10 protein-coding genes are annotated in these 12,564 nt (G+C 47.0%); 4 read left to right on the top strand and 6 right to left on the bottom strand.

What is annotated here, in order from left to right; translation table 11 throughout:
* Positions 1–56: 56 nt before the first annotated feature.
* Genes LIX84_RS10505 through LIX84_RS10495 form a run of 3 tightly spaced genes read right to left on the bottom strand, consistent with a single transcriptional unit; the run spans position 57 to position 3,431 of the window.
* Positions 57–1,301 carry an ABC transporter substrate-binding protein gene (locus LIX84_RS10505; RefSeq protein WP_226421254.1) on the bottom strand — a complete coding sequence of 415 codons (1,245 nt, stop codon included), beginning with the start codon at positions 1,299–1,301 and terminating at the stop codon, positions 57–59.
* A gap of 2 nt (positions 1,302–1,303) precedes the next feature.
* A complete protein-coding gene (locus LIX84_RS10500; RefSeq protein ID WP_226421253.1) occupies positions 1,304–2,734 on the bottom strand; it encodes an ATP-binding protein in 1,431 nt (476 codons plus the stop codon).
* A complete protein-coding gene (locus tag LIX84_RS10495) occupies positions 2,724–3,431 on the bottom strand; it encodes a response regulator (RefSeq protein ID WP_025524572.1) in 708 nt (235 codons plus the stop codon). The genes LIX84_RS10500 and LIX84_RS10495 overlap by 11 nt, the downstream gene beginning before the upstream one ends.
* A 252-nt stretch (positions 3,432–3,683) precedes the next feature.
* On the opposite strand from LIX84_RS10495, the gene ptsG reads away from it, so the two are divergent.
* Positions 3,684–5,126: a glucose-specific PTS transporter subunit IIBC gene (gene ptsG / locus LIX84_RS10490; RefSeq protein WP_182019637.1), complete on the top strand. Its 1,443-nt coding sequence runs from the start codon at positions 3,684–3,686 to the stop codon at positions 5,124–5,126.
* A 94-nt stretch (positions 5,127–5,220) separates the two neighbouring features.
* On the opposite strand, the gene LIX84_RS10485 is transcribed toward ptsG, so the two are convergent.
* The gene (locus LIX84_RS10485; protein WP_053808215.1) at positions 5,221–5,667 is read right to left on the bottom strand and encodes a DUF302 domain-containing protein; all 447 of its coding nucleotides are present in this window, start codon (positions 5,665–5,667) and stop codon (positions 5,221–5,223) included.
* A 227-nt stretch (positions 5,668–5,894) separates the two neighbouring features.
* Between LIX84_RS10485 and LIX84_RS10480 the strand changes: the two genes are divergently transcribed.
* From LIX84_RS10480 to LIX84_RS10470, 3 genes are all read left to right on the top strand, one after another.
* Positions 5,895–7,886 (top strand): U32 family peptidase, encoded by a 1,992-nt coding sequence (locus LIX84_RS10480; RefSeq protein ID WP_226421252.1) that lies wholly within the window; start codon positions 5,895–5,897, stop codon positions 7,884–7,886.
* Positions 7,887–8,038: 152 nt separating this feature from the next.
* Positions 8,039–8,683: a class I SAM-dependent methyltransferase gene (locus LIX84_RS10475; protein WP_065646128.1), complete on the top strand. Its 645-nt coding sequence runs from the start codon at positions 8,039–8,041 to the stop codon at positions 8,681–8,683.
* Positions 8,673–9,557 carry a hypothetical protein gene (locus tag LIX84_RS10470; RefSeq protein WP_226421251.1) on the top strand — a complete coding sequence of 295 codons (885 nt, stop codon included), beginning with the start codon at positions 8,673–8,675 and terminating at the stop codon, positions 9,555–9,557. Before LIX84_RS10475 ends, LIX84_RS10470 begins: the two co-directional genes overlap by 11 nt.
* Before the next feature lie 20 nt (positions 9,558–9,577).
* Here LIX84_RS10470 and LIX84_RS10465 read toward each other — a convergent pair whose 3' ends face one another.
* Both LIX84_RS10465 and LIX84_RS10460 read right to left on the bottom strand, forming a co-directional pair.
* Entirely contained in the window at positions 9,578–10,579 is a 1,002-nt protein-coding gene (locus LIX84_RS10465; RefSeq protein WP_226421250.1) for a glycosyltransferase family 2 protein, read from the bottom strand.
* A 39-nt stretch (positions 10,580–10,618) separates the two neighbouring features.
* Positions 10,619–12,340, bottom strand: a complete 1,722-nt coding sequence (locus tag LIX84_RS10460; protein WP_226421249.1) for an ArnT family glycosyltransferase — start codon at positions 12,338–12,340, stop codon at positions 10,619–10,621.
* Positions 12,341–12,564 lie beyond the last annotated feature (224 nt).

Here is a 12,564-nt window from a genome sequence, read left to right as displayed (position 1 = left end):
ACTCAAGCCCCAATCATTGGGGCTTTTTTATTCCACTCGGCACAAATTCATTGCCATCAACTGCTTTGCGAAATAGCAATAATGCGTTTTATCAGCTCGTCGGGTTCCATCTTGGGATTGCGGTAAAAACGGAAGATTTCCGAGTTTATCGCTTGCTGAGCAACCGGATTGACCGCCATCGAATCAATCATACTCGGCACGGCGAGGTTGTGTTTTACGCCGTAGTGAAAGTCTTGATATGACTGGACCTGACACGGATTAAAATCGCTGATGTCGATATCGGTGCGTACCGGAATCGAGCCTTTTACCTTATTGAACTTGGCTTGAAACTCGACGTCTGCCAGCGCGCTTGCGGTTTGCTGAGCCGCCTCGGTAGAAAACGACTTGCTCGACATAAACACCAAACTGTCCATGTTGTAGAGGAATACACCATCGCTGTCAGGCGTTGGGTAACAGCCGACCTCTTGCGGAACCGAGACTTGATTGGCGAGCAGCTCACCCAAAATCCAATCACCGCCGATTTGAAACAGCGCCTGACCGTCGGCTAGCGCTTGGGTCGCCGTATCCCACTTACTGTCGGGTAATTGGTTGTCGATCAACAAACTAAGGCGACGAAATTGCGTCAACGCTTGGCGCAGGGTGTCGCTGTCGATGCTGTCTCGTTCAAGTTTAACCATCGCATTGGTGTAGAACTCAACACCGCCAGTGGAGATCACTAAGTTCTCGAAAAGTTGGGCGACTTGCCACGGCTGCTCACCGACCGCGATCGGTACGATACCATTTTGCTGAGCAAGCTCCATGGCAGCGAACATCTCTTGCCAGTTTTTCGGCGCGGACAGATTCAGTTGTTTAAGTAGCTTGTGGTTGACCCACAGCCAGTTCAAGCGATGCAGCGTAAGTGGCAGGGCGATATAGCCGTTTTGTGTTTTATTGATTTCGATAGACAGCGGGTAGAGCACCTCGTCCCAGCGCTGCTCATCGGCAACCGCGTTGACGTTGTGCAAAATACCGATGGCATCCCACGCTTTAATACTTGGCCCTTCGATTTGCGCGAAGCTCGGTGGATTGCCCGCAAGCGCTCGAGCTTGCAGTACCGTCATCGCGCTGTCGCCACCACCGCCTAACACCGGGCTTTGTAGCAGCTCAATATCGTGCTGTTTTAGCTGAGCTTTAAGTGTTTGCAGCGCTTGCTGCTCGCCGTCAGAAGTCCACCAATGTAAAAACTCTACCCCTTGTGGCGACTCAGCGTGAGCGACGCAAGGGGCGAGCAACAGTGGGAACAAGAATGCCAGTTTGTTCATAGTCAGTCTCTCGGGAAAGTCAGCGTGGCGCAGAGGCCGCCAAACTGAGAATGGCTCAGCGACAAACTGCCGCCGTGAGCCTTTGCAATGCTCTGTGAAATGGTTAACCCCAGCCCACTGCCTTCTTTATCGTTGCTAGCGCGGAAGTATGGCTGGCAGAGCTTTTCAAGTAATAAATCGTCAACACCGTCACCGTGATCTTCAATTTCAATCTGGATCGACTCTGGGCTTTCACTCAGCGTAATATCTGCTTGATGGCCGTATTTGAGCGCGTTATCGACCAGATTCTGAATGCAGCGCTTAATCGCTAACGGTTTACCAGCAAAGTGGGTGCGGATTTCACCGTGGATGCGAATTGTGTCCGGCGCATCGGCGATATTGGTGGAAATGTGCTGAATCAGTTGGGTGAAATTGATCGGCTCGATTTCCTCGTGGATATCGGTCTCTTTAATGCATTGCAATGCGCCTTTGACCATCAAGTCTAGGTCGTTACTCAGGCGGATAAAGCGTTCTCGGTCGGCGTCGTCATCCAGCATTTCCGCCCGCAGTTTTAGGCAGGCTATTGGCGTTTTCAGATCGTGTGAAATGGCACTGAACAGCATCTCGCGGTCTTTAATGTGGCTGTCGATGCGTCGGTTCATCTTGTTAAACGCACGTACCGCCGCTTTCAGTTCGTTACTGCCGCGCTCGGATACTTCGGGCACGTCTAATCGGCTCGACATCAGGGTTGCGGCTTTTGCCAGCTCTCGAATTGGTTGAATTTCTTTGCGAACGATAAACCAAGTACACAGCAAAAGCATTAGCGCGGACAACAATAACGTCAGCCATTGGCGCAACTCAAAATAGTTAGTCTCTAGGTTGATGTAAGGCGCGGGTAGCACCGCCGCGAGATAAAACCATTCGTTCTGCGCGACTTCGACCTGCATCACCAGAATGGGTGGATTGAGGTCACCAAACGAAAGCGAATAATGTGCCCACAATAGCGGCAGTTCGTCGATAGGTAGCTCGTTGTTGAATACTTTGAGTTTGTCGCGCTGGGTGAACTCCACTTCGATATTAGGAATGCCGCTCAGCTCGCTTTCTAATACCTCGCGAACTTGGTTGATGACCAACGTTTTGCGTTCGCTCTCCGGCAGCGGGTCGACCTCAATCTGGTGATTGTTGAGTGAGACGAAAAAGCGCGTACCACCCATGTTGCGTAGTTGATTGAGCACCAAGTGGCGATATTCCGATGGGAGAGTTTGAAAGAAGGCGATGGTGGAAGAAGCGCTCAGCGCTAAGCTTTTGACCGTGGTGGTCAGGCCTTCTTTATCGCGCTCGCTGGCGTGTTGATACCAGATAACCCCGGATAATACCTGTGCCAGAATGATCACCAGCAGCAGGAACACGCTGGTGCGAACAACCAGTGACCCCGTCCAGCGTTTAATTCTCATAATGCACGTCCGTGGTCAGCATGTAGCCTTTATTGCGCACCGTTAGGATCAGCGAGCGGTCTTTATCTTCAAGGTGATGACGCAAGCGGCTGATCTGCACGTCGATGCCGCGTTCAAATGGGTCGGCATCGCGTCCCCAGATCTCGCGCGCAATGTCATCGCGAGACAATATTGATTGCGCGTGGTTGACGAACAAACCGAGCAGCGACAAATCCGCGCCACTAAGTTGCTTAACTTCGCGGCTAGCGACGTGGGTCAGTTGCCGGGTTACGGTATCTAACAACCAATCGTCAAAACGCACTTTACGCGTCAGTTTGCTATTGGCGGTCGATTGGCTGCGTCTCAGAATGGTTTTGATGCGCGCGAGCAGTTCACGCGGACTGAATGATTTGGTGATGTAGTCGTCAGCGCCCATTTCTAGCCCTGCGACTCGGTCAGCTTCTTCAGTGACGGCGGTCAGCATGATGATAGGAACATCGGAGTTTTTGCGCAGTTTCTGGCACAGGGTAAAGCCGTCTTCACCGGGCATCATAATATCGAGGATGATCAAATCGGGATGGTGATCGTTGAGCAGTTGCCACATCACGCCGCCGTTTTCCGCGCAAAGCACTTCAAACCCAGCGCGGCCAAGGTAATCTGACAACGCTTCGCGAAGGTCTAGGTTGTCATCGACGACCAGTATCTGCTTGTTTTCCATCCTACTTTCCCTGTGTCCGTCCTGAGTTTGGCGCTGGCCAATATGATGCATTCTTAAACGCACATTCACAATCGAGCCGATTGCAATTTTCACTTCTCGGTGTAAGAGATTTGTAAGCGGCCACTTACAAACTGATTGCCTTTTGTAACCTTAGGCGCCGCCTTGCTCGCTATGATCATCCTGACCTTACGTGAAACAACATGACCTGAAGGAATCAGGTCCTACAACACTGGCATTCGTCAGGAGGAAACCATGTTTGCAAGTATATTTGGACAACTACAAAAAATAGGACGGTCGTTGATGCTGCCTGTGGCGGTGTTACCAGTGGCCGGCTTGATGCTGGGTATTGGTAACGCGGGCTTTGCGTTTATTCCAGACGCGGTCAACAAAGTGATGCTCGCCGCCGGTGAAGGCGTGTTCGGCAACATGCAGTTGATGTTTGCGGTCGGTGTGGCGCTCGGGTTATCAAAAGGCAATGACGGTGCGGCTGCGCTCGCTGGCTTAGTTGGCCTAATTATTATGAACGCATCGCTCGGTATCGTGACTGGTCTGCGCGGCCTAGAAACTGACGCCACCATCATGGGCGTTGAGACGCTGCAAACCGGGGTGTTTGGCGGCATCTTTATTGGTGCGGTCGCGGCAATCATGTACAACCGCTTCTACAACATCAAACTGCCGGAATATTTGGGCTTTTTCGCGGGTAAGCGATTTGTGCCCATTGTCACCGGTCTATCGGCGATCGTCGTTGGTGCGATTCTCGCGTTTGCATGGCCACCTGTCGGACAACTTCTTGATGCATTCTCTCACTGGGCCGCGTACCAAAACCCGGTACTCGCGTGGGCGGTTTACGGCGCGGGCGAACGTTCTTTACTCCCAGTTGGTTTGCACCACATCTGGAATGCGCCGTTCTTCTTTGAAGTCGGCAGCTACATCGACCCAGAAACCGGTAAAGAGTTTACCGGTGAGCTAACACGCTTCTTCGCTGGTGATAAAACCGCAGGTTATCTCTCTGGTGGCTTTATGTACTCCATGTGGGCACTACCGGCAGCGGCATTAGCAATCTATCACTGCGCATCTCCAGAGCGTAAGAAAATTGTCGGCGGTTTGATGCTGTCAGCGGCGTTTACCTCTTGGTTAACTGGTATCACAGAGCCAATCGAATTTACCTTCCTATTCGTCGCGCCAGTGCTTTACGTGATTCATATTTTCTTGACTGGTATTGCGTTTGCGCTCACCGCATTTTTGGAAATCAAACACAGCACAGACTTCGCTCACGGCGCGATCCAGTTCTTCTTGTACTACCCAATGTCGAGCAACGCATGGCTGTTCATCATCATCGGTCCAATCTGGGCGACGCTGTACTACGGCTTGTTCCGCTTCCTAATTGTGAAGTTGGATCTGAAAACGCCGGGCCGTGAAACCGACATTGCAGAAGTGAAGATTGCCGGACAACCTGATGAAATTGCGGTGGATGTAGTAGCTGCATTGGGCGGCAAAGCCAATATTAAGTCAGTCGATGCGTGTATCACCCGTCTGCGTGTCTCGGTGAAAGACATTGCCAACGTTGATGTTGCTAAGCTAAAAGCGCTCGGCGCGCGAGATGTGTTAGTGATTGGCGACAGTTTGCAAGCGATTTTCGGTACGCAGTCAGACTCTATCAAGTCAGAAGTGCACAGCGTACTCGCCACCTCCTGATCTTACCTCCCCCAATCTAGGTAAGATTTGCCAACCTCCTTGTGAGGTTGGCTTTTTCGTTTTCGGAGGTAAAAAGCGAAGCCAATAACCAGGCCTACTTCGCCGCCGCGTTGGTTAAATTGCCCAGCACGCCGCTGATTTTGTTCAATACCTCGTCACAGCCTTCAATATGATGGCGCTGCTTTAAATACATAGGATCGTTATAAGCTAACCACGTTTTGCCTTCATCATCTTCATACACCAACACTTTTTGGGGTAAATCGAGCGCCACTTCCTGCGCACAGATCATCAGTGGCGTGCCCACTTTAGGGTTTCCAAACACGATAACTTCGGTTGGTCGCAACGTCATATCGACTTTCGTGGCGTTCTCTTGATGGTTAATGCGCGCAAAGACGTTCAACCCTTTTTCTTGCGCGATAGCGACAAATTTATCCGCCGTATCTTTTGCTGAATGCGTGCTCGCAACGGTTACCACCCCCTCACCAGCCAACGCACTCAATGACGTCAACGCCACGACCAACCCGATGATTACTTTTTTCATTTGTCGTCCCTTCCTCTCTCTGAGTCGAAAACTAGATATAGAAAAACCAAGTGTAGGAAAACTATAGAAGTCAGATTCCGCTATCGCGAATTGCACTCTACCCACTCAAGAGTCGACCGTGTAACACGGATTAATTGATTCAGATTAATAAAGCATTAACTAGCCGAGCATCAAAAGCGTGAAATACGTAACATTTGCAGCCTATTTTAGTAAGAAAGATAAAAGTAGTGACACGCGATCAATTTGAGTTATTAGCACCCGGTGGTGATTTAGATTCCATCAAAGCCGCCATTGCCGCTGGCGCCGATGCAATTTACTGTGGGCTCGACCGCTTCAATGCTCGTAACCGAGCGACCAACCTCACCTTAGATAACTTAAATGGCGTGTTAACGTTGGCCCATCAGCACAGCTGTAAGATTTTCCTAACGTTGAATGTGCTGATTTTAGAAAGTGAAATTCCAGCGATTGTTCGCTTACTCAGCCAACTGAACACCACCAAAATCGATGGCGTGATCGTGCAAGATCTCGGTCTGGCCTACATTCTCAAACATCACTTTCCCGATTTGGATGTGCACGCTTCAACGCAACTAAACACGCATAACGAAGGCCAGATCCTCTTTCTCAACCAGCTCACCGCAAGCCGAGTAAACTTATCTCGCGAACTTGACATCGATGAAATAAAACATCTGGCGCAATTTGGTCGCGAGCACAACGTAATGATGGAAGTGTTTGTCCACGGCTCATACTGCATCGGATTCTCCGGAATTTGCTACATCAGTTCCGCTCGCAATGGCGCATCAGGAAACCGTGGACGCTGCAGTCAACCTTGTCGCGAACAGTACGAAACGACCAAAACGGGCAACAACTACCCACTCAATATGAAAGACAATTCCGCCTTTGGGGACTTGAAAGCGCTTGCCGATGCTGGCGTGTATTCATTAAAAGTGGAAGGACGAATCAAGAAATCGCACTACGTCTATACCGTGGTCGACAATTGGCGTCAGCAAATCGATCGCTTGTGCGAGGGTTTGGAACTCTCTGAAGACACCACCGAGTTATACACGGTGTTCAACCGCGATTTCTCCAACGCATTTTTGCAAGGTGATTTCGGCAAGGCGATGTACATCGACAACCCGCGCGACCACGCTGTAAAGCATTTTTCGAAGGTTTATCAATGCCCGTCTGCTGATGATGTGCAAGCGGTGAAAAAGAAACTCTACGACGACAAAACCGCGATCATTGAGAAAGTGGCAGAGCAAACTAAGTCGTTCGATGTCGCTTCGACACAAGTATCCGGCAGCAGCTTGAAAGGGTCGATTGATGTGCCAACTCTGCCAGCGTTACCTCAACCAGAACCTCGCCAAGGTGCGCCAAAATTATCGGTTCTGATCTCGTCAGCACAAGAAGCCATGCTGTGCGAATACCACGACATTGATGTTTACTATCAATTGCCAATGGGATTGTCTGGCGAACTGAGCGCGATGATTGAGTTGTTCCAAGCCAACCCAATGCTCAAACCTTGGTTCCCAGCCATTTTGATTGGCGAAGACTACCACGCCGCGCGCGTATTTTTGGAAACCATCCAACCTGAGTTGTTGATCACCAACAACTCAGGCGTCGGCATGATCGCAAAAGAGCTCGGCTTAGGCTGGGTGGCAGGCCCACAAATGAACACGGTGAACTCATACGCGTTTAAATGCCTTCAAGACGAGTTCACGGCAAGTGGCGCGTTTGTTTCTAACGAGCTGAATATGAAGCAGATGCGCCATATCAAGCGTCCGAAAAACATGCGCAGCTTCTACAACATTTATAATCCAAATACCCTACTCACGAGCCGCCAATGTTTGTTCCAACAAACCGAAGGATGCCGTAAGGTGAAGGTCAACAAAGGTTGTTTGAAACACTGTGATAAACGCACGTCTATCATCAACTTAAAAGACAATCCTTACGTGGTGCAAAAACAGAAAGGCAGCCACAATTCGATCTACAGCGAACACAACGTCTTAAACCTGCAAGTGCTGCACGATCTGCCTCAATTATTTACCGATGTGTTGATCGATCTGCGTGATATCCAGACCGAAACGAAAGTCTCAGCAAGCAAACCTGAGTTGATTGACGCGTTCTTAGCTCTACTTGAAGAACACAGCGAACAAACCGTCCAAACGCTGAATGCCATGATTCAACCAACAGCCAACGCGCAGTATTTAAAGGGGTTGTAGAATTTTTCTAACGAGGCAAACAAAACAATAAATTATCCTACACTCTACTAGAGGGAAGCGTAACGCTTTGTAAGTCAGATGGTTGGCTGAAGAACATAGTTCATCAATAGAAGAACTTCCTGGCCATTTGAGATAATTTATTTGAGTACGCTATGAAAATATCTAAAGGTATCGAAGAGCAGGGGATCCCTGTCGGAAACTATTACGACAAATACAATACTCAGAACCCCATCGCCAGAAAAATGATGAGCAATTTCGATCATCATTTATCGCAACTGGTTGATATGGTCACACCAAAGTCGATACACGAAATCGGCTGCGGAGAAGGAGTCTGGGCACTTAAATGGCATCAACAAGGGATCCGTGTGAAAGGGAGTGACTTCTCCCAACAAGTGATTCAACTAGCAAGAGACAATGCCCAAGCACACAACTTGGAAGACATTTTGTTTGAACAAAAAAGTGTGTATGACGTTGCTAGAAAGACTGATTCTGCTGACCTTGTTGTTTGTTGTGAGGTCTTGGAACACCTGGAGCATCCCGAGCAAGCACTAGCAACATTGCAAGAGCTCGATACTGACTATTACATTTTTAGTGTTCCAAGAGAGCCGTTGTGGTGTGCGTTAAACATGGCAAGAGGTAAATATTTAAACAGTTGGGGCAATACTCCCGGACATATCCAACACTGGTCCAAGAATGCCTTTCTGACTTTGCTCAATCAACACTTTGAGATTCTCGAAGTACGCTCTCCCATTCCTTGGACCATGGTTTTATGCCAGCGTGTGAATCATGAAACATAATAAGAGTAAATTCATATTACGCTGGGTTGGGCGAATCATTACTATTTTTTCCATCGCCTTTGTATTAATCAAGCTCTCTACATACTCGCAGCAACTAAATATTCAGGATATTCCCTCTTACTCCTATCTGGTATTTATTTTTTGTATAGGTCTCTACGCTTTTGGCAATTATATTCTTTCTATGGCGTGGCGACTTTTAGTCGCGAACAGTGAATATACTCTGTCTGCATCAACTGCCATTTGGATGTTTGGCGCGTCTCAAATTGCTAAGTATCTACCTGGAAACATTTTCCAATTCGCTAGCCGACAAGTAATTGGTGTACAACACGGAATTAAAAATAATGTATTACTGAAATCGACCTTATGGGAAATAGGGTTGATGGGTATTGCGGCTGGTTCGTTTGGCGTCTTTCTGCTGAATGAGTACTTCCCTAATTTAATGGGGTACGAGATGACTTTATTCGCTGGACTTATCGTGATCTCCGGATCAATATTAAGCTTGATAGCCAGTCGCAATTACCTAAAAGCTTGTGGGCTTTATCTCTGCTTTTTTTTGGTGTCGGGTGGCATTTTCTCACTCATATTTTTTACGCTAAACGACAATCTAACTCCAACTTTAGAGACATTTTTACAAACATCTTGTTACTTCATCATCGCATGGTTAATAGGGTTTGCCACCCCAGGCTCTCCTGCGGGGTTGGGTGTCCGAGAGGCTGTTTTAATCACACTCCTAGATTCGCCGAGTATTGAAGATACACTCTTAGTTGCCGTCCTTATTTCCAGAATCGTCACGGTTCTAGGAGATATGTTGTTCTTCGCTATCTCGAGTCTATTTAGGCCTAAGCAAGCCGTATCAAATAACTCACTTCTTTAAAGTATCGAGGTAACTCGCTATTACTCTCCAGATCGTTTTCGCTTGGTTTCAAACTGATAAGTGGGCGACTTTTTCTGATGTTCCAGCTTTTCTTCCAGCACCTCAATTCGATGCAATACTTTTTCGGTCAGTTTTCGATTGAACCCTATTAGATCGGCCACCAACCCCATCAATAAAGTGATGAAACCCAAGATAAGTAGCGTTGACCCCAAGACCAATGACTGAATATGGCCATCTCCCGCTCCATTTAAAAAGAAATACAGGAATCGCATAATGGGAATCACACCGCAAATCATCGCCACAGAGCCAATAAACAAAAACACTTGCAGAGGTCGGTACATGGTATAAACCCTGACCAAAGTAGAGAGCGACATTTTTAGAAACTGCGGAATGCTCTTAAACAGACGGGACTCTCGCGTTTTTTCATTAGTTCGGATTGGCACCGAAACCACACCAATCCTTTTTGCACTTGCTTGAATCAACATTTCTATTGTGTAGCTAAAATCCGATACGATATTAAGTTGTTGTGCCGCACTTCTCGATATTGCGCGAAAACCACTCACAGCATCTTTAACATCCAATCCCGTCGCTTTGGCAATAATAAAGCTCCCCGACACTTGTAAACATCGTTTAAATACAGAGAAATGTGTATTGCTATACCCTCCTCGGTCACCAACAACAATTTCTGCTTTGTGCTCGATAATAGGCTTAACCAAGTGCTGAATATCGGCCCCATTATATTGATTATCGCCATCGGTGTTCACAATGATATCAGCATGAAGACGAAGGCACTCCTCAATCCCTCTTCGAAATGAGTAAGCAAGCCCCTTATTGCCCTGGTTAGTAATAATGTGCTCAACACCACACTTGCGTGCGACTTCTGAAGTACCATCCGTAGAACCATCATCGATGATTAGAATCTCTATCTTAGCGATACCATCAACGCGCTTTGGTATTGAGCGAATAACATCAGCAATATTGTCCGCTTCGTTAAAGCACGGAATTTGAACAATTAACTTCATGCTTGCTCCTCATGTTCTGAATCAACATTACTGTGCGTATTAGAAGCCGGTAAATAACCTCTGCTTCTCTTCAAGGTTGCGAGGTCGGTACAGGTTATCTCCCCAACGCAGAACGACTTTACCTGGCTCTTTCGACGCTAATTCATAGACACCCCGCGCCAAGTATCGAGCTTGACCTGCCAACCAAACCTTGCCATTAATCATAAGACTATTGCTAGCTTCAAGCGTATATAGGCCCTCGATGTTGACCATAACTTCCCGATTAAGAGAGTTGGGCGTCAATTCAAACGTCTTTCCTGCAACATACAGGTGCGACCAATGATGAATGTAGTTCTGCCTTAACGCTTGAATATCTAGCCTTAATAGCCCTTTATCGGTTTTGTCAGGGCCAAACACATCTAAATAGTGCGAATTAACCAGTACAAAAGCCGGATTGTCTTGCTCTATAGCATTGCGAATAACGGGGATGTTTCTCGCAATATAATCTTCGTAACCCCACGTACTCATGAAAAAACCTTGTTTTGAAAAAGTCGGAACCATGGAGCATCGATCAATATAAGCAACAGGCTGAGGAAAGATTTTATGTACTTCATCAAGAAACTGACGCTGGTAGGCCAAGTTGCTTTTTATCGGTAAAACAAAACCATTCACCACAATGGATACCGCAAACAAGCAGGGAACAATAAAATTAAAAAATTGTGCAACTCTTGCGTTAGTGAAATTCTGGATACCACCCCAAGCCACAGCAAACAAAGCACTCACTGGAGCAAGCATAAAAGCGTAATAGTATGGGAAAGCGTTGCGATAAAAGAGCAAAGTGAAGAGTAATAAACTTAGGCACAAAAACTTAATCGATGACTCACGGCTTAATAGCTTTTGCGAAAAACACGCATAAACAGCAGTACCAATACCAATGAAAAGAGCTAACCAATACCATGAGTTCGTCGAAACTGAATGAACAAAGTAAAACAATCGAGGAAAAAGCTCGCGCTGGTTTAGTGTCTTATCCGCAGCACCGAACATCGTTCCTGCATCACCAACCGAACTCGCTCCATGTATAGAGAAGTAATGCCAACTGTACAGCATCGCAAAGGCAACCAGTATCGCGGCTCCATACATGAGAACTTGCCTAAAGTAACGCTTGCGATTTCGCGACCAATAAAGCGAGGTTAAAACTATGCCTGTAAAAGTCGGGATATACAGAGCGGTCTTTAAAGTGACGAGCAAGGCGACAGCCGTAAGGACACCAGCAAGAATGGATACACGCCAAGAAAATTTTGTACTAAACACATAATACAGCGCCGCCATGATCATACATGTCGCGATAGGATCAGTACGAAAACTGGCCCCCATACGAACATTATAAACAAAAGAAAAATAGGCAAGCACCGCAAAAAGTGCCGCCGATTTGCTGCAGTACAATCGACATAACTTGTATAGATAAAATCCCGTGAGTAATTGAAAGAACACCATAACGACTCTCGCCACAATGATCTGGTCAACATCGTTATCTGATACACCACTCAGCCAAGTAAAGAAGTGAGTGTGAAAGGTTTGGAAACTATTAATCACCTCGCCGTTAATAAACCGATGCACAAAAGATAGGTAATAAAACTCGTCCCAATTTACTTCGTAATTAAACGCAACAAAAAACCGAGCGATTACAGCCACTACGATTAGAATACAAAGAAAAATAGAAGTGCTAGAGGTAGTATCTCTATCCGATAAATGACGTTTATTAACCTGTTCAACAGTCTCCATTCACCCTTCCTTGTTAATCGTTTCTCGACTAGTGGCATGCTCTGAGACATTAAGTTGTATGAATAAGGTTAGAACTGCCAGTAATGAGTATAGTCATGATTCAAAACCAAATAAGGGGTGGCAGGAGAAGTTTCGAGAGCAAAACACCTTTGAGCAACGAGACCGTGTTTTTATTCCACACTTTGAAAGCGGGAAACTTTGCATTATTTCAAAAGGCTTTAGTA

It is taken from the genome of Vibrio sp. E14 (genome assembly GCF_020515785.1).
GTDB lineage: Bacteria > Pseudomonadota > Gammaproteobacteria > Enterobacterales > Vibrionaceae > Vibrio > Vibrio diabolicus.
The sequence above is the reverse complement of the archived record's forward strand: the minus strand, read 5'-3'. Positions and strand labels throughout refer to the sequence as shown.

What these genes read in the sequence shown, in the direction of transcription:
- LIX84_RS10505 (WP_226421254.1), bottom strand. Translation starts at nt 1,301, where the DNA reads ATGAACAAACTGGCATTCTTGTTCCCACTGTTGCTCGCCCCTTGCGTC.
- LIX84_RS10500 (WP_226421253.1), bottom strand. Translation starts at nt 2,734, where the DNA reads ATGAGAATTAAACGCTGGACGGGGTCACTGGTTGTTCGCACCAGCGTG.
- LIX84_RS10495 (WP_025524572.1), bottom strand. Translation starts at nt 3,431, where the DNA reads ATGGAAAACAAGCAGATACTGGTCGTCGATGACAACCTAGACCTTCGC.
- ptsG (WP_182019637.1), top strand. Translation starts at nt 3,684, where the DNA reads ATGTTTGCAAGTATATTTGGACAACTACAAAAAATAGGACGGTCGTTG.
- LIX84_RS10485 (WP_053808215.1), bottom strand. Translation starts at nt 5,667, where the DNA reads ATGAAAAAAGTAATCATCGGGTTGGTCGTGGCGTTGACGTCATTGAGT.
- LIX84_RS10475 (WP_065646128.1), top strand. Translation starts at nt 8,039, where the DNA reads ATGAAAATATCTAAAGGTATCGAAGAGCAGGGGATCCCTGTCGGAAAC.
- LIX84_RS10470 (WP_226421251.1), top strand. Translation starts at nt 8,673, where the DNA reads ATGAAACATAATAAGAGTAAATTCATATTACGCTGGGTTGGGCGAATC.
- LIX84_RS10465 (WP_226421250.1), bottom strand. Translation starts at nt 10,579, where the DNA reads ATGAAGTTAATTGTTCAAATTCCGTGCTTTAACGAAGCGGACAATATT.
- LIX84_RS10460 (WP_226421249.1), bottom strand. Translation starts at nt 12,340, where the DNA reads ATGGAGACTGTTGAACAGGTTAATAAACGTCATTTATCGGATAGAGAT.